We start from the raw sequence: 16,954 nt of genomic DNA, 5'->3' as shown, positions 1-16,954 counted from the left end.
CAGAGCTTGTCGCAAGCCAGCGTTTCACCAGGCGCTTTCGCCACCGTGCGTCCTCCCGCTACTCTTTGAATTGAAGCCATGATATCTAATTGCATATGCAAATAGCAAGTGTTATTTGCATATGCAAATAAACGCCAATGAGCGACGGAGCGAAACGGTGACCGAGACCCTGCATCTGGCCGAGGCCCTTCTGCCCGAAGGTTTTGCCAGCGATGTGAAGCTGACCGTCGCCGACGGCGCGATCGTCTCCGTCGAGGCAGGGGTGAAGCCGGCGGGAGATGTCCGCAGCTTCGCGGGGATCGCGCTGCCGGGCATGCCGAACCTGCACAGCCATGCCTTCCAACGCGGCATGGCCGGCCTGTCCGAGCGCCGCGGCGCGCCCGAGGATTCCTTCTGGACCTGGCGCGAGGTGATGTACCGCTTCCTCGACCGGCTCGATCCGGAGGATGTACAGGCCGTTGCGGCACAGGCCTTCGTCGAGATGCTGGAAGGCGGCTTCACCGCGCTCGCCGAGTTCCACTATCTGCATCACGACAAGGACGGGCGCGCCTACGCCAATATCGCGACGATGGGGCAGGCGATCGCCTCCGCCGCGCAGGAAACCGGCCTCGGCCTCACCCTGCTGCCGGTGCTCTATCGCTTCGGAAATTTCGGGCAGGCGCCCTCGGTCCACGGCCAGCGCCGCTTCGTCAACGAGCGCGACGCCTATCAGCGCCTGCTTGAAGGCAGCGCCGCCGCGATCCGCGATCTGCCGGACGCGCGGCTCGGCGTCGCCCCGCATTCATTGCGTGCCGTCGCGCTCGACGATCTCGGCTGGGTCTCGTCGCTGCGCCCGAACGACCCGGTCCACATCCATGTCGCCGAGCAGGTGCCGGAGGTCGAGGCCAGCCTGAAGATCACCGGCAAGCGCCCGGTCGAACTGCTGATGGACACGATCCCGCTCGACAAGCGCTGGTGCCTGATCCACGCGACGCATCTGACCGATGCCGAGCGGGACGGCATCGCCCGCAGCGGCGCGGTCGCGGGCCTCTGCCCGATCACAGAGTCCAGCCTCGGCGACGGCATCTTCGATGGCATTCGCTATGCACAAGCGGGCGGCGCCTATGGCGTCGGCAGCGATTCCAACATCCAGATCGATGCGGGCTCTGAACTGCGCCAGCTCGAATATTCGCAGCGCCTGCGCGACCGTCGCCGCGCGCTTTTCGCCGAGGAGAAGGCCTCGACCGGCCTCGCGCTCTGGCAGGCCGCCTGCGCCGGCGGTGCGCGGGCTTGCGGCCGTGCCATCGGCGCCATCGCGCCCGGCCACCGCGCCGATTTCATCACGCTCGATACCGATCATCCGGCCCTCGTTGGCCGCTCCGGCGCCGAGGCGGTCGACAGCGCGATCTTCGCTGCCAACGCCATGCCTTTGCGTGATGTCGTCGTCGGTGGCAGGAGGGTGGTGGCCGAGGGGCGCCATCTCGCCCGCGATTCGGTGCGCAAGCGCTTCGGCGGCGTGATGCGGCGCCTCCTCGCAACGGAGTAATCAGGGACGACGATGACGGAAACCCGGCTCGACGCGGTGAAACTGGACGGCGCCGGGCCGGTCTATGACCAGATCCGGCGGGCGATCCGCGATCTCGTCGTCAGCGGGGAGTGGCAGCCCGGGACCAGCGTGCCGCCCGAGCATGCCCTGATGGAACAGCTCGGTGCGTCGCGCATGACCGTGCATCGCGCGTTGGTCCAGCTCGCCCGCGAGGGCCTGATCATCCGCCGCCGCCGATCGGGAACCGTTGTCGCGACCCCGCCGGCGAGCCACGCCATGCTCGACATCCTCTCGATCCCGGAAGAGGTGCGCCAACTCGGCCAGGCCTACGCCTATGAGGTGCTGGCGCGTACCGACGGCCGGCCTTCGCCGGAGGTGGCCGAACTCTTCGGTCTCAAGCGTTCCGACAAGGTCACGCATCTCCTCGTTCTGCATCGCGCCGACGGCAGGCCGCATGTGCTGGAGGAGCGCGTCATTCACGCGGCCGGCGTGAGCGGGCTCGCGGATGAAGACTTCGCCGGGACGCCGCCGGGCGACTGGCTCCTGCAGCACAGCCTCTGGTCGCAGGCCGAGCATGCGATCAGCGCGATCGGGGCAGGGGAGGAACAGGCGGCTTTGCTGGAGATCGCGGAGGGCGAGCCCTGCCTGCTGGTCGAGCGCCGGACCTGGAACCAGTCGCAGCCGGTGACGGCCGTGCGCCTGCTCTATCCCGGCTTCCGCCACCGTTTCGTCGGGCGCTTCGGCCCGTACGGCGCCGCCTGAGGGCAGAGGCTGTCACGCCCTGCACGCAAAAGAAAAGGCCCGCCGGTGGGCGGGCCTTCGATGGGATGATGCTGCCTCAGCAGTCGTAGACCACGCGGCGGCCCCATTCGTCTCGCCCGTAGCAGCTTTGACGCGTCGCCGCGCCGCCGATGATCGCGCCGCTCGCGCCGCCGATCGCAGCACCCGCCAGCGCGCCGCCGGCTCGGCCCGTGGCGGCGCCGCCGATGATGGCGCCCGCGCCTGCGCCGATCAGGGCGCCCGTGCCGGCATTCTGCTCGCGCGCCGTACAGGCGCCGAGAGCAGCGCCCAGCGCCGCGACGAGCATAAGTTTCTTGATGATCATGACCTCTCCTCCTCCGTGAGATGACGAGTCGCTCGCAGCACCAAACAGCGCGGGGCGCTTAAGGTTCCCGCCGGCTAACCGGACAGGGCGAGAACGGTGCGCCGGGAGAGGAGCAGGAAGGAGCGGTCGAGCCTTCCTCAAGGCCTCGAAAATTCGCAATGCGCCGGAACCTATCGCGGCAGCGGCGGTTGGAAAGGCAAGTCCCGCCGGAGGACAGGCTCTCCGGCATCCCATCGTGAACCAAGGGGGAAGACGATGACCGACATTCCCATGACTGCTGCCGCGACCGCCAACCCGCTCATCGCGGGGGCCCGTGTCGCCGGAACCGATGTCTACAACACAGCCGGCGATCATCTTGGCGAGATTTACGACGTGATGCTCGACAAGCTGACCGGCAAGGTCGCTTACGCGATCATGTCCTTCGGCGGCTTCCTCGGGCTGGGCGAGAAGTACCACCCCATCCCGTGGAGCGTGCTCGACTATGACACGCAGCGCGGCGGCTATGTCGTGCCGTTGACCAAGGAACAGCTCGAGGCTGCGCCGATGTATGACAGCGAGGGCGAGCCCGACTGGGATGACAAGGCTTACGGCAAGCGTGTCCACGACTACTACGGCACGATGCCCTACTGGATGATGTAACCGCAGGGCGGTTTCGCGAGAAAACGCGACAGATCGACGATTTGAATCGTTTCGGCGCTTCGGGGAAGCGCCGAAACGACCAGAGCGCAGGTCGCGGCGGTTGCTATCCCCCCAGCCGAACCGTCGTGGCGGCGGGATGCGGGCCGAAAGGCCCGCATCTTCTTTTTTGGGCTCTCGGGGAGCATCCGCATTCCGCGCCATTTTTCATCGACCGGCGGGAACAGAAGAGCCCATTCGCGCGTCTAGTCGCCGGGGGATTTCGACACCCGACGATCCGCAGCGGCGAGTTTGCGCAGCGGTCCGGCCCTCACATCAGGAGAAGGCGAGATGCGCATCCGCTACGGCTATCGGATCGAGTTGGTCTGTTCCCATGACATGCCCTTGATCACGCTGCTCGACGTGCATCCGTCGCGCCGGCACGATCTGACGACGCCGGACGAGATGAAGGTGACCGCGCTTGGCGATCCGTCCCTGGCCATCGCGACGACGCAGGATCTTGACGCCTTCGGCAATATTCGCCGCCGCATGGTCGCGCCGCCGGGCGGCATCCGTCTGGAATCGGAGGGGATCGTCCATGATTCCGGCGAGCCGGATGTCATCAACGCCATCGCCCGCGAGGTCTCGCCCTCGCGCCTGCCGGATTCGGCGCTCGTCTACCTGCTCGGCAGCCGTTATTGCGAGACCGACAAGCTCTACGATCAGGCCTGGAGCCTGTTCGGGCAGGTCCAGCCGGGCTGGTCGCGCGTCCAGGCGATCGTCGACTTCGTCCATAATCACCTGACCTTCGGCTATCATTTCGCCCGCAACACCCGAACCGCTGCCGAAGCCTTCGAGGAGCGGATCGGCGTCTGCCGCGACTTCGCGCATCTTGCCGTGGCACTCTGCCGCTGCATGAATATCCCGGCGCGCTACTGCAACGGCTATCTCGGCGATATCGGCGTGCCCGCCAATCCCGCGCCGATGGATTTCAACGCCTGGTTCGAGGTCTTCCTCGGCGGACGCTGGTACACCTTCGATGCCCGCCACAACGAGCAGCGCATCGGCCGCGTCGTCATCGCGCGTGGCCGCGACGCGACCGATGTCGCGATGATCAGCTCCTTCGGGGCGCACACGCTGCAGCGCTTCGAAGTCGTCACCGAGGAGGTCGAGGACGTGCCGATGCCGCTGATGCCGTCGATGCCGGAACAGTTCAACGCTCGTCCTGCCGCGGCCTGAGCGCTCTTGCGCATGGTCGAGCGCCACCCATCTACCCCAGCACAATGCGCTACACGATCGTCGTCAATGCCCGCGCCGGAACGGTTCTCGAAGCCGGCGCCGATGCCTTTGCCGCGCGGCTGGAGGCGGCCTTCGCCAACCATGGCTGCGGCGTGGATGTGCGGCTCGTGCCGCCGCGCGAGATCGACGACGCGCTCTCGCTCGCGATCGAGGACAAGCATGCGCTGCCTGTCCTGGCGGGCGGCGACGGCACGATCAATGGCGCCCTGCCAGTTCTGATCCAGGCCGATCGCCCGATCGGTATCCTGCCAATGGGTACGGTGAACGTGCTCGGCCGCGATCTCGGCCTGTTCGGCACGCTGGAGCAGCAGGTTGCGGCGCTGTGTGGGGGGGAGCCGGTCGAGATGGATGTCGGCCGGGTCAACGATCGCCTGTTCCACTCGATCTCCGGCATGGGCTTCTTCAGCCTGATGGCGCGCGAGCGCGAATATGCCCGCCGCCGCTTCCCCTTCAGCCGCGCGGCCGCTTTCGGCGTCGCCGCGACGCGCTCGATCCTGTTCACGCGGCCGGTGACGCTCGACATCACCGTCGGCGACGACCACCGCATCGTCGAGGCGGATGCCGTGCTGGTCACGGTCAACCGTTTCGAAGGTGCGGACTGGCGCCGCCCGAGGCTCGATGACGGGCTCTTCGAGGTCCATGTGCTCAATGCCGGCGGGCTCTATTCGCGCAGCAAGGCGGCGCTCTCGGTGGTGTCGGGCCACTGGCGGAACTCGCATAACCTGACCTCCTTCACCGGCGATGCGGTGACGCTGATCCGCCGCGACAAGCGGCGCGGCCATATCACCTTCGACGGGGAGGTCGAGCGCAAGGCGGGGCCGCTGAGCTACGGCCTGCTGCCGAAGGCGTTGCGGGTGATCGCGGCGCGCCCCGCCAATCACTGAACGGAGCCGGGCAGGGCGGCAGAACGCCGCCTGTTCGACGCTCGCCAGCGCCTGTTAATCTCCTGCCAGATCCCTCTCGGAGACCGCCTTTCTTGCCCAAGCCTCGTGTCCTGGTTCCCGCTACCGCCGCCCTGGTCTTCCTCGGGTTGGCGCTGCTGATCGTCTCCGGGCGCAGCTTCTCCCTCGATACGACGCTGATCATGCTGTTCCGCGACGCGGCCAATCCCGCGGTCCCGATCGGGCCGGCCTGGTTCCAGGAGGCCGTGCGCGACATGACCGCGCTCGGCAGCTTCATCGGCCTGTTCTTCATGGCGCTGACGGCGACGCTGGCGCTCTGGCTCTGCGGCTATCGCCATCTCGCGATCGGGCTCGTCGTGAGCCTCATCGCCGCCTTCCTGGCGAGCACCGGCCTGAAGATCGCGATCGCCCGCGAGCGGCCGGATATCGTCGAGCACGCCGCTCTGACCTTCACGGCGAGCTTCCCGAGCGGCCACGCCTTCCTCTCGGCCGTAACGCTATTGACCATTGCCGGCTTCGTCGGCCTTGCCTCGCGGCGGACGGATATCGCACGCTTCTGCATGGTCATGGCCGTGGTCATGGTCGGCCTGATCGGACTGAGCCGCATCTATCTCGGCGTGCACTGGCCGTCAGATGTCCTCGGCGGCTGGGCCCTCGGGGTCGTCTGGTCGAGCGTCGTGATTGCCTGGCTCGGCCGCAGGATGGCGGAATCCGACCCAGCCTGATCCCGATCGGAGCTCAGCGCATGTCGATCGTGGCGTTGACGCCGAGATCGGGCGTGCGCCCAAGGATCTTGGCGGTCGCCAGCTTGAAAGCCACGAGCACGCTGCTCGACGGCCCGTCCCAGATTTCGGCCGATGTCGGCGTCAGTGCGAGCAAAGTCGCGTCGGGGTCGTCGGGCCCGTTCGGGAACCAGGCGCTCGCCATCGGCGTCCAGACCTGTCGCAGTGTCTCGCGGCCCGGAACCTCGGAAGCGGAGCAGGAGATCGCCGCGTAGAAATTGCGATCCTCATGGCTGATCGCGACACTCACCGAAGGCGAGCGCAGGGCTGCCCCGATGATGCCGGTATGCCGGTGCGTGATGAAGAGCAGCCGATGGTGGTCGCGGTCGAGCTGGCCGGACATCGGCCGGGTCCTGATGTCGCCCTCTGCGACGAGCGAGACCATATAGACAGGGTGCGCGGCCAGCGCGGCCCAGATGCGTTCCTGCAGTTCGGTGTCTGGCATGGCAACCTCCTGCCGGTGCGATCTTGTCACGGCCGGCCCCCCGTGGAAACCAGCCTGTGCGTCATGCCAACGCCGCGTGGCAGGCATCGTTCCCGGCTCTCTGGAACATCATGGCCGGCCCTGCGTTTGGAAAGGGCTCGCGGCCCGGCCGCCATTATCGGGAACTCTTCATGGTCTTATCGCGTAATCTCCTGGCCGTGCTGGTCCTCATCCTCGTCGCTGCCCTCGCCGTGACCGGCTTCTCGCTCTACCAGGAGAAGAAGCAGCCGGACGGCGTCGAGATTTCGGTCGGCAAGAACGGGCTGTCGATCAAGGAAAAGTAAGTTCGCAATCGCGATGACCGCTCGCGGTGCGATCAAAGTAGAGCGAGCTGCCCAAAGGGCATTGGCCTTGCCGGCCCAAAGGCGCTAACACCCGAACCACGAACCTGTGTCGTGGGAGAACGAGATGAACGCGCCCTTCAAGAACCTGATCGCCGGCGAATGGGCCGGCGGCGCCAATGCCTCGCGCAACATCAATCCCTCGAACACCAATGACGTCGTCGGCGAGTATGTGCAGGGCTCGGTCGAGGACCTGAACAACGCGGTCGCCGCCGCCAAGGCTGCCTTCCCGGCCTGGAGTCGCTCCACTCCGCAGGAGCGCTACGACATCCTGAAGAAGGCCTCCGACGAGATCCTCGCCCGTAAGGACGAGCTCGGCCGCCTGCTTTCGCGCGAAGAGGGCAAGACCCTTGGCGAGGGCATCGGCGAGGCGACCCGGGCCGGCCAGGTCTTCGCTTTCTTCGCCGGTGAGTGCCTGCGCCTCGGCGGCGAGATGGTTCCGTCCGTGCGTCCCGGCGTCGGCGTCGAGATCACCCGCGAGGCCGTCGGCATCGTCGGCATGATCACGCCCTGGAACTTCCCGATCGCGATCCCCGCCTGGAAGATTGCCCCGGCGCTCGCCTGGGGCAATTGCGTCGTGCTGAAGCCTGCCGATCTCGTGCCGGGCTCGGCCTGGGCGCTGGTCGATATCCTGCAGCGCGCCGGCCTGCCCAAGGGCGCGCTCAACCTCGTCATGGGCCGCGGCTCGGTCGTCGGCCAGGCACTGCTGGAGCACAAGGACGTCTCCGCGATCTCCTTCACCGGCTCGGTCGGCACCGGCCGCAAGGTCGCTGCCGCCGCTATCTCCGGCAACCCGATGAAGAAGGTCCAGCTCGAGATGGGCGGCAAGAATCCGCTCGTCGTGCTCGATGACGCCGACCTGAAGGTCGCCGTCGAGGTCGCCGTCAACGGCGCCTTCTTCTCGACCGGCCAGCGCTGCACGGCCTCCTCGCGCCTGATCGTCCAGGCCGGCATCCACGACAAGTTCGTCGAGGCCTGCATCGAGCGCCTCAAGACCGTCGTTGTGGACGACGCGCTGAAGGCCGGCACCCATATCGGCCCGGTCGTGGACCAGAGCCAGCTCGACCAGGACCTGAAATACATCCAGATCGCCAAGGACGAGGGCGGCAAGCTGGTCTTCGGCGGCGAGCTTTTGAAGCGCGACACCCCCGGCTTCTACCTCGCGCCGGCGCTCTTCACCGAGACCACCAACGCCATGCGCATCTCGCGCGAGGAGGTCTTCGGCCCGGTCGCCAACATCGTCCGCGTCAAGGATTATGACGAGGCGCTCGCTGTCGCCAACGACACCGAGTTCGGCCTCTCCTCGGGCATCTGCACGACCTCGCTGAAGCATGCGACGCATTTCAAGCGCAACAGCGAGGCCGGCATGGTGATGGTCAACCTGCCGACGGCAGGCGTCGACTATCACGTGCCGTTCGGCGGCCGGAAGGGCTCCAGCTATGGCCCGCGCGAGCAGGGCGCCTACGCCAAGGAGTTCTACACCACGGTGAAGACGGCCTACACGCTGGCCTGATCCGTTCGAAGCGAACGAAATGGGAGGGCCGCGCCGGAAGGCGCGGCCCTTCTCGTTCAGAAACCTTCCAGCACGATCTTGCCCTTGGCGCGGTTGCTCTCGATCAGGGCATGCGCCCGCTTGAGGTTGGCCGCGCTGATCGTGCCGAAATGCTCGCCCAGCGTCGTGCGGATCTTGCCTTCGTCGACAAGCCGCGAGACCTCGGCCAGCAGCTTGCCCTGCTCGCCCATGTCGGCGGTCTTGAACAGCGAGCGGGTGAACATCAGCTCCCAATGCAGGGAGAGGCTCTTGCGCTTCAACGGATTGGCGTCGAGCACCTTCGGGTCGTCGATCAGGCCGAACCGCCCCTGCGGCGCCATGAGTTCGACGATGCCCTCCAGATGGGTGTCGGTATGGGTCGTCGAGAAGACGAAGGCCGGCGCGCCGATGCCGAGCGCGGCGATTTGAGCGGGCAGCGGCTGGGTGTGGTCGATCACATGGTGTGCGCCGAGTTCCTGCGCCCAGGCGCGGGTCTCGGGCCGTGAGGCTGTGGCGATCACCGTGACGTCGGTCAACTGACGCGCGAGCTGGATCGCGATGGAGCCGACGCCGCCCGCGCCGCCGATGATCAAGAGCGCATGCGCCGCGCCCGGTACGGGCTTGCGGATATCGAGCCGGTCGAACAGCATTTCCCAGGCGGTGATCGCGGTCAGCGGCAAGGCGGCGGCTTCCGCGAAGCCCAGGCTCTTCGGCTTGGGTCCGGCGATACGCTCATCGACGAGATGGAATTCCGCATTCGAGCCCGGCCGGTCGATCGCCCCGGCATAGAATACCGCGTCGCCCGGCTTGAACCCGGTCACCTCCGGCCCCACCGCCTTGACGATGCCGGCGGCATCCCAGCCGAGGACGCTCGTCTGGCCTTCGGCCGGCTGGCTGCGGACCCGGATCTTGGTATCGACCGGATTGACCGAGACCGCCTTGACCTCGACCAGCAGGTCGCGTCCGGTGGCCTTCGGCTCGGGCAGGTCGAGATCGATCAGGCTGGTCTCGGCGGTGATGGGTTGCGACTGGCGGTATCCGACGGCGCGCATGGCGGCTCTCCTGCATTGCGATGCAGCCGAGGTGCGCATAACCTTCGAAAGTCGCAAGAACGCACAATTTCAGCCTATAGTGTCGAAAAGGATACCGTCATGCCGCCGCGCTTCCAGGAGCCCTATTGCTCGGCCGGCTGCCCCGTCGAGGCGGCGCTCGGCCTGATCGGCGGCAAGTGGAAGGGCATCGCGCTCTATCATCTGATGGGCGGCACACTGCGCTTCAACGAGATCCGCCGGCGCATTCCCGGCGTCACCCAGCGCATGCTGACCACGCAGTTGCGCGAGCTGGAGGCGGACGGCCTGATCGTGCGCGTCGTCTATCCCGAAGTACCGCCGCGGGTGGAATACAGCCTCTCGGCCAAGGGGCGGACGCTGGAGCCTGTGATCATGGCGCTGAAGAACTGGGGCGAGGCCCATGCCCGCTCGCCACAGCCCCAAGCGGCGGAGGCGGCGGCCTGAAGGCTCAGCCGACCGGAACCACGTCCACGGCGACGCCGACCTTTTGCGTGCCCGGCCCGATCACCACGCCGTCGAGCGGGGCGACATCGGCATAGTCACGGCCGAAGGCGGTGACGATATGATCGTCCGCCACGATCAGGTCATTGGTCGGGTCGAGCCCGACCCAGCCGATCTCGGGGCCGCACCACAACATCGCCCAGGCATGGCTGGCATCGGCGCCTTCGAGCCGCTTCTGGCCGGGCGGCGGGATGGTGCGGATATAGCCGGAGACATAGGCGGCGGGCAGGCCGAGCCCCCTGAGACCAGCGATCATGATATGCGCGAAATCCTGGCAGACGCCGTGGCGCTGATCGAAAGCCTCGGCCAGCGGCGTCGTCACCTCGGTCGCCTCGGGATCGTAGGTGAAGTCACGCCTGATCCGGGCCATCAGGTCGCAGGCCGCTTCCAGCACGGGGCGGCCGGCGTCGAAGCTCGCCCGCGCATAGTCGATCACGGCCGGGACATGCGGCACGAGCCGGCTCGGATAGAGGTGATGGGCTGGCGAATCCGGCTGGAGGCTCCGGGAATCGAGCGCCAGCGCCGCGACATCCTCCCAGTTCCGCGTCAGCCCGGCATGGGGCGGCGGCGGGCGGTCGACCTCGATCCGCGCCCGCATCTCGAGCTTGAGCTCGCGATGCGGCTTGGTGATGGTGATCGTGGTCATGTGGTTGCCGAAGAAGCAGAGCCCGTCATTACGCTCGGCCGGGCGGGGCGTGATCAGCAATTCGCTCTTCAGCACGCGCTGGCCCGCCCCGTCGCGCGGCAGCAAGCGCAGGATGCAGCGGGAAAAGGGCACCGGCCGGCTATAGCCGTAGGTGGTGACGTGGCGCAGCTCGTAAATCACGCGATGCTCGTCATCCGCGAGCCTTCGGGGCCGCTGTTCTGCAGGAAATAGCGGTCGGCGATCGCGCCCGAGAGCCCCATCAGCAACTGTTCGAACAGCAGGATGCTGGTCCGGTCGAGGCGGCTCGCCTCCATCGTCCGGCAATCGGCCGCGAGCCGCAGCACCAGCCGGCGCGGCGCCTCCAGCATGCCGTCATCGGTCAGCGTCGGCAGGTTGGCGATCTCGGTGTCGAGACGCTCGACCTGGAAGGCGACGGAGCGCGGGTTGTAGGGGTCGAGCATGACGAGATCGAGCACCGGCTGCAGGCTGGCGCCGAGCAGGTAGCGCGAGCGATAGGTGATCTGCGAATCCGTCAGGTCGAGCAGGGCGTCGAGGTTGTCGCTGGAGGCGTTGCTGTCGGCGAGTTGCCGGGCGAAGCGACAGGTCGCGATGCCCCGCTCCAGGCGCCGGCCGATATCAAGGAAACGCCAGCCATTGCCGCGCACCATGTTCTCCTGGCCGAGACCGGAGAAGGCGGCGAGCGATTTCAGCGCGCGGTCGGCGATCTCATAGGCCTCGCCCTCGCTCGGCTTGCGCCCATCCTCCGGGGCGAGCTGGTGCTGGAGGTCGCCGAACAGGCGCCAGGCATCGACGGAAAGGCGCTCGCGGATGACCGAGGCGGTGCGCCGGGCTTCGCGCAGCGAGGCGGCGGCCGAGCCGTAATCGTCGAGGCTGTAGAGCGCGGCATAGGCCTGCGCCGCCGGCGTCCGCTTCTCCTGTCCTCCCGGAGCCGCGCCCCAGGCGACCAGCATGCCGGCAAGCTGGCGCACGGCGTCGTTGCGCCCCGGCGCCGGGTCCGGATCGATCAGGCGGCCGAGCAGCGCACGCACCAGCCGCAGGATCGCCTCGCCGCGCTCCAGATAGCGCCCGAGCCAGAACAGGTTGTCGGCGGCACGGCTCGGCAAGGTGCCGGTGACGCGGCGGATGCTGATCCGGTCCGGTGTCGGCAGCAGGCTGACCTGCGCGACCGGCTCCTCCGAGGTGACCCAGACATCGCTGGAACGCACGCCGTTGCGCATGCTGACCGCCCGCGCGTCGGGCTCGTCGGAAATGCGGCAGAAGCCGCCGGGCATGACTTTCCAGCCCTCGGGCGTCGCGGCGGCGAAGACGCGCAGCGTCATCGGATGCGGCTCGAGCCGGCCGTTCTGGAAGACCGGCATGGTCGAAAGCCTGACAACCTCCTGCCCGACATAGTCCATTCCGCGCGCTTCGATGCGCTCACGCAGGGCCGCGCGTTCTGCCTCCGGCAACTCCCCGGCGACGACCTGAGTCGTGTCGATGCCATTGCCGGCGCCACGGAAGGCCGGCGCGATGCTCATCTCGCCGAGCCGGTCGAGCACGGTCTGGCGTTCCTGCGGCTGTCCGCACCACCAGGTCGCGATATTCGGCAGGATCAGGTCCTGTCCGAGCACGTGCCGGGCAAGTGCCGGCAGGAAACCCATCAGGGCGTGCGCCTCGACGACGCCGGAGCCGAGCCCGTTGGCGACATGGACCTGCCCCTGCCGGACAGCCTCGACCAGCCCGGCGACGCCGAGCGCCGAGCCGGAATTGAGCTCCAGCGGATCGGCGAAATCGCCATCGATACGCCGCCAGATCACGTCGGCGCGCTTCAGCCCGGCGATGGTGCGCACATGCACCCGGCCTTCGCGCATCAGGAGGTCGCCGCCCTCGACGAGCAGGAAACCGAGATAGCGCGCGAGATAGGCCTGCTCGAAATAGCTTTCGTTGAGTGGGCCGGGCGTCAGCAGGGCGATGCGCGGCTCGACGCGCTTCGAGCGTGTGACTAGACCCGCGCGGAAGCTCTGGAAGAAGGCCGCCAGCCGCTCGATGTTCATGCTGCGGAACATGTCGGGGAAGGCGCGGGCCAGTGCCAGCCGGTTCTCCAGCGCATAGCCGGTGCCGGACGGGGCCTGCGTCCGATCCTGCAGCACCCACCAGCGCCCATCCGGGCCACGTCCGAGATCGGCGGCATAGAGCTGCAGCGTGCCGCCCCCGGCAATCCCGTGCAGCGGGCGCAGGTAATCGGGGCTGCCGGTGACGACGGCTGCCGGCAGATGGCCCTCCGCGATCAGCTCGCCCGGCCCGTAGATGTCGTCGAGCACGGTCGAGAGCAATTCGGCGCGCTGCGTCACGCCGGCCGCGATGACCTGCCATTCCGCCTCGGGAATGACGAGCGGCACATGCGAGAGCGGCCAGGCCCGTTCGCCGACGCCGGGGTCGCGCTCGTCGATATCGCCATGGACGCGATAGGAGACGCCGGTATCGCGGACATGCCGGTCGGCCAGCCCGAAGCGCTGGGTCAGCTCGGAGGGCGACAGCGCGCACCATCCCGACAGGAACGGCTCCCAATGCGGGCGCACGTCGCCGTTCTCGTCGATGAATTCGTCGAAGACGCCCGGCAGCGGGCGATAGCCGGCGAGCAACGATGCGCGCCGCTCGGCCCTGCTGCGTCCCGATCGGGTGCGGCCCTGCACCGACATGCTTCGCGTCAAATCCCTGTCGGGCGCCTCAGATCCAGCGTGAGCGGGAATTCGGCGCTGCGTTCCTCCGGCGGAATCGCCAGAGGGCCGGGACTATGACCGATCGCCTCGAAACGTGCGAGCCGTCTCGCCTCCGCCTCGTAGGAATTGACCGGGGGTGTCTCGTAATTGCGACCCCCGGGATGGGCGACGTGGTAGACGCAACCGCCGAGCGAGCGGCCGGACCAGAGATCGACGATGTCGAAGGTCAGGGGCGCATGCACGGGGATCGTCGGATGCAGGCCGGACGCCGGCTGCCAGGCCTTGAAGCGCACGGCCGCGACGGACTCTCCCGAGACGCCGGTCTGTGTCATCGGCAGGCGGCGGCCGTTGCAGGTTATCAGGTGGCGGCCAGGCACCAGCCCGGTCGCCTTGACCTGCAAGCGCTCGATCGAGGAATCGACATAGCGCACCGTGCCGCCGATCGCGCCTTCCTCGCCCATGACGTGCCAGGGTTCGAGAGCCTGCCGGATCTCGATCTCGACGCCGCCATGCGCGACCTTGCCGAAGAACGGGAAGCGGAACTCGGCCTGCGCCTCGAACCAGACGGGATCGAAGGCGTAGCCGGCGCGCTGGAGGTCACTGAGGACGTCCTTGAAATCCTGCCAGACCATCTCCGGCAGCATGAAGCGGTCATGCAGGGCGGTGCCCCACCGGACCAGCTTGCCCTCCAGCGGCTCGCGCCAGAGCCAGGCGATCAGCGCGCGCAGCAGCAATTGCTGGGCGAGCGACATCCGCGAATCCGGCGGCATCTCGAAGCCGCGGAACTCGACGAGCCCGAGCCGCCCGGTCGGCCCATCAGGCGAATAGAGCTTGTCGATGCAGATCTCGGTGCGATGCGTGTTGCCGGAGACGTCGACCAGGAGGTTGCGGAATAGCCGGTCGACCAGCCAGAGCGGGATCGGCGCCTCGCCGGGCTTGGGCACCTGCGCCAGCGCGATCTCCAGCTCGTAGAGCTGATCCTGACGGGCTTCGTCGATGCGCGGCGCCTGGCTGGTCGGGCCGATGAACAGCCCGGAGAACAGGTAGGACAGCGACGGATGCCGGTTCCAGTAGAGGATGATGCTCTTCAGCAGGTCCGGCCGGCGCAGGAAGGGCGAGTCGGCCGGCGTCACGCCGCCGAGCACGACATGGTTGCCGCCGCCCGTGCCGGTATGGCGGCCGTCGACCATGAATTTCTCGGCGCAGAGCCGCGCCAGCCGCGCCTCCTCGTAGACGCCCTGCGTGATCGCCGCCGCCTCGCGCCAATCCGTCGCCGGGTGGATATTGACCTCGATCACGCCGGGATCGGGCGTGACCTTGATCACGTCGAGGCGGGGATCGAAGGGCGGCGCGTAGCCCTCGATATGCACGGGCTGGCCGAGCTCTTCCGCGACGGCTTCGACGGAGGCGACGAGGTCGAGATAATCCTCCAGCCGTTCGACCGGCGGCAGGAAGATGCAGAGCACGTTGTCGCGAATTTCGAGGCTGAGTGCCGTGCGGACATGATCGCCGCCGATCTCCTGCTCGCGCCGGTCCTGGACCGGCCCTGCCGCGGCAGATGCCCCGATGCTCATCTGCGCCGGGCCGGGCCGCTCCTCCGCGGAGGTAAGCTCCGCTGGTCGGGCTTCGGGATGATCGGTCCAGCTCGCTCCTACAGGCCCACCCGCCGCCAATGGCGGGCGTGGCTCCATCGGGTCCTGCGGGTGGATATGTGGGTACTCGGCCTTGGGCACGACCGGCAGAGAGCCCAGCGGCAAACGGTAGCCGACCGGCGAGTCGCCCGGCACGAGGAAGAGCTTGCCGCGCCGCAGCTTCCATTTCTCGGAGCGCCAGCGGCGGTCGCTCGCACCGGCCTGCCAGCGCTGCACCGGGATGACATAGCCGCGCGGATTGCCGAGGCCGAGCTCGAAGACGCGCGCCATCCGCGAGCGCTCCTCCGGATCGGAGAGGCGGGAATCGAGCGGATCGACATTGTCGGGAAGCTGCGCCTCCTTGAGCAGCCAGACGCCGGTATCCTCATAGGCCGGCATCACGTAATCGGCGCCGAGCCCGAGCTTTTCGGAGAGCCCCTGCGCCAGGGCCTCGGCATCGCGGATGGTCGCCGCGACCTCAAGCTCGCGATCGCCACCGGTCTGCGCCTCCGGCTCACGGGCGATGAGGTCGGCATTGCGCCAGATCGGCTCGCCGTCGCGGCGCCAGTAGAGCGCGAAGGCCCAGCGCGGCAGGGTTTCGCCCGGATACCATTTGCCCTGGCCGTAATGCAGCATCCCGCCCGGCGCGAAACGCTGGCGCAGGCGCCGGATCAGCGTATCGGCGCGCTGGCGCTTGGTCGGCCCGACGGCGGCGATGTTCCATTCGGCGCCGGTCTGGTCGTCGATCGAGACGAAGGTCGGCTCGCCGCCCATGGTGAGGCGGACATCCTGCGCCTGCAGGTCGGCCTCGACCTTGCCGCCGAGCGCATCGAGTTCACCCCATGACGCATCGGAGAAGGGCAGGGTGATGCGCGGCACCTCATGCACGCGCGTCACGCTCATCTCGAAGTGGAAGGTCGTTTCGGCATAGCTCGCGACACCCGAGACCGGCGCGGCCGCGCGATAATGCGCCGTCGCCGCCAGCGGCAGGTGGCCCTCGCCGGTGAGCAGGCCGGAGGTCGGGTCGAGCCCGACCCAGCCCGCGCCGGGAATGTAGACCTCGGCCCAGGCATGCAGGTCGGTGAAGTCCTTGTCGGTCCCGCGCGGGCCTTCGAGCGGATCGATATCCGCCCTCATCTGGATCAGGTAACCGGAGACGAAGCGCGCCGCGAGGCCGAGATGCCTGAGCGCCTGGACCAGCAGCCAGCTCGTGTCGCGGCAGGAGCCCGACCCGATCGACAGCGTATGCTCCGGCTCCTGCACGCCGGGCTCCATGCGGATGCCATAGGCAATGCGCTGCTGCAGGCGGGCATTGAGGTCGACGATGAAATTGACCGTGTTCATCGGCTCGCGCGGCAATTCGGCGAGGAAGGCCGAGAGCAGCGGCCCTGCGGGTTCCTTCACCAGATAGGGCGCGAGCTCCTCGGTCTGCTCTTGCGTATAGGCGAAGGGGAAGGTCTCGGCCTGCGCCTCGACGAAGAAGTCGAACGGGTTGATGATCGACAATTCGGTGACGACGTCGACCTCGATCCGGAACTCCATCACCGGTTCCGGGAAGACATAGCGCGCCAGCCAGTTGCCGGCCGGGTCCTGTTGCCAGTTCACGAAATGCTGCGCCGGCGTCACCTTCAGCGAGTAGCTTTCGATCCCGGCCCTGCAATGCGGCGCCGGCCGCAGGCGCACGATCTGCGGCCCCAGCGTGACCGGCCGGTCGTAGCGGTAATGCGTGACATGGTTCAGCGCGGCGATGATGGCCAAGTTTCGCCCCCTAGTCCGAGGCGATAGCCGCCTGCAACGTCAGG

General features: G+C 67.7%; 15 protein-coding genes. 9 read left to right on the top strand and 6 right to left on the bottom strand.

Annotated elements, in window-relative coordinates; genetic code table 11:
• Positions 1 to 157 precede the first annotated feature (157 nt).
• Positions 158 to 1,525: a formimidoylglutamate deiminase gene (locus AC3WMA_RS05475; RefSeq protein ID WP_492284359.1), complete on the top strand. Its 1,368-nt coding sequence runs from the start codon at positions 158 to 160 to the stop codon at positions 1,523 to 1,525.
• Positions 1,526 to 1,537: 12 nt separating this feature from the next.
• The gene (hutC, locus tag AC3WMA_RS05470; protein WP_492284358.1) at positions 1,538 to 2,287 is read left to right on the top strand and encodes a histidine utilization transcriptional repressor HutC; all 750 of its coding nucleotides are present in this window, start codon (positions 1,538 to 1,540) and stop codon (positions 2,285 to 2,287) included.
• Positions 2,288 to 2,363: 76 nt separating this feature from the next.
• Here the strand turns inward: hutC and AC3WMA_RS05465 are convergent, their stop codons facing one another.
• Positions 2,364 to 2,630, bottom strand: a complete 267-nt coding sequence (locus tag AC3WMA_RS05465) for a YMGG-like glycine zipper-containing protein (RefSeq protein WP_492284357.1) — start codon at positions 2,628 to 2,630, stop codon at positions 2,364 to 2,366.
• A gap of 255 nt (positions 2,631 to 2,885) precedes the next feature.
• Here AC3WMA_RS05465 and AC3WMA_RS05460 point away from each other — a divergent pair, with 255 nt between their 5' ends.
• From AC3WMA_RS05460 to AC3WMA_RS05445, 4 genes are all read left to right on the top strand, one after another.
• On the top strand, positions 2,886 to 3,269 hold the full coding sequence (locus tag AC3WMA_RS05460; protein WP_492284356.1) for a PRC-barrel domain-containing protein: 384 nt from the start codon (positions 2,886 to 2,888) through the stop codon (positions 3,267 to 3,269).
• Positions 3,270 to 3,596: 327 nt separating this feature from the next.
• The gene (locus AC3WMA_RS05455) at positions 3,597 to 4,484 is read left to right on the top strand and encodes a transglutaminase-like domain-containing protein (protein ID WP_492284355.1); all 888 of its coding nucleotides are present in this window, start codon (positions 3,597 to 3,599) and stop codon (positions 4,482 to 4,484) included.
• A gap of 44 nt (positions 4,485 to 4,528) precedes the next feature.
• Positions 4,529 to 5,428 carry a diacylglycerol/lipid kinase family protein gene (locus tag AC3WMA_RS05450; protein ID WP_492284354.1) on the top strand — a complete coding sequence of 300 codons (900 nt, stop codon included), beginning with the start codon at positions 4,529 to 4,531 and terminating at the stop codon, positions 5,426 to 5,428.
• Positions 5,429 to 5,520: 92 nt separating this feature from the next.
• Positions 5,521 to 6,171, top strand: coding sequence for a phosphatase PAP2 family protein (locus tag AC3WMA_RS05445; protein ID WP_492284353.1), 651 nt, complete (start codon positions 5,521 to 5,523; stop codon positions 6,169 to 6,171).
• A gap of 13 nt (positions 6,172 to 6,184) precedes the next feature.
• Here the strand turns inward: AC3WMA_RS05445 and AC3WMA_RS05440 are convergent, their stop codons facing one another.
• A complete protein-coding gene (locus AC3WMA_RS05440) occupies positions 6,185 to 6,673 on the bottom strand; it encodes a pyridoxamine 5'-phosphate oxidase family protein (RefSeq protein WP_377846078.1) in 489 nt (162 codons plus the stop codon).
• 170 nt (positions 6,674 to 6,843) lie between these two features.
• Here AC3WMA_RS05440 and AC3WMA_RS05435 point away from each other — a divergent pair, with 170 nt between their 5' ends.
• Together AC3WMA_RS05435 and AC3WMA_RS05430 are read left to right on the top strand one after the other, a co-directional pair.
• Positions 6,844 to 6,996: a hypothetical protein gene (locus AC3WMA_RS05435; RefSeq protein ID WP_492284352.1), complete on the top strand. Its 153-nt coding sequence runs from the start codon at positions 6,844 to 6,846 to the stop codon at positions 6,994 to 6,996.
• A 124-nt stretch (positions 6,997 to 7,120) separates the two neighbouring features.
• The gene (locus AC3WMA_RS05430; RefSeq protein WP_492284351.1) at positions 7,121 to 8,566 is read left to right on the top strand and encodes an aldehyde dehydrogenase family protein; all 1,446 of its coding nucleotides are present in this window, start codon (positions 7,121 to 7,123) and stop codon (positions 8,564 to 8,566) included.
• Positions 8,567 to 8,622: 56 nt separating this feature from the next.
• On the opposite strand, the gene AC3WMA_RS05425 is transcribed toward AC3WMA_RS05430, so the two are convergent.
• Positions 8,623 to 9,636: a zinc-binding alcohol dehydrogenase family protein gene (locus tag AC3WMA_RS05425; RefSeq protein ID WP_492284350.1), complete on the bottom strand. Its 1,014-nt coding sequence runs from the start codon at positions 9,634 to 9,636 to the stop codon at positions 8,623 to 8,625.
• Positions 9,637 to 9,735: 99 nt separating this feature from the next.
• Here AC3WMA_RS05425 and AC3WMA_RS05420 point away from each other — a divergent pair, with 99 nt between their 5' ends.
• Complete coding sequence (locus AC3WMA_RS05420) at positions 9,736 to 10,098, top strand: winged helix-turn-helix transcriptional regulator (RefSeq protein WP_492284349.1); 363 nt, start codon at positions 9,736 to 9,738, stop codon at positions 10,096 to 10,098.
• Positions 10,099 to 10,102: 4 nt separating this feature from the next.
• Here the strand turns inward: AC3WMA_RS05420 and AC3WMA_RS05415 are convergent, their stop codons facing one another.
• From AC3WMA_RS05415 to AC3WMA_RS05405, 3 genes are read right to left on the bottom strand one after another with little or no spacing between them, the layout of a single operon-like run.
• Positions 10,103 to 10,981, bottom strand: a complete 879-nt coding sequence (locus AC3WMA_RS05415) for a transglutaminase family protein (RefSeq protein WP_492284348.1) — start codon at positions 10,979 to 10,981, stop codon at positions 10,103 to 10,105.
• The gene (locus AC3WMA_RS05410; RefSeq protein ID WP_492284347.1) at positions 10,978 to 13,500 is read right to left on the bottom strand and encodes a circularly permuted type 2 ATP-grasp protein; all 2,523 of its coding nucleotides are present in this window, start codon (positions 13,498 to 13,500) and stop codon (positions 10,978 to 10,980) included. Before AC3WMA_RS05410 ends, AC3WMA_RS05415 begins: the two co-directional genes overlap by 4 nt.
• Before the next feature lie 8 nt (positions 13,501 to 13,508).
• The gene (locus AC3WMA_RS05405) at positions 13,509 to 16,910 is read right to left on the bottom strand and encodes a transglutaminase family protein (RefSeq protein WP_492284346.1); all 3,402 of its coding nucleotides are present in this window, start codon (positions 16,908 to 16,910) and stop codon (positions 13,509 to 13,511) included.
• Positions 16,911 to 16,954: the final 44 nt, after the last annotated feature.

Source organism: Allobosea sp. FW305-C-101 (assembly GCF_058783685.1).
Note: the sequence above shows the minus strand (reverse complement) of the source record. Positions and strands in the feature narration are given on the sequence as shown.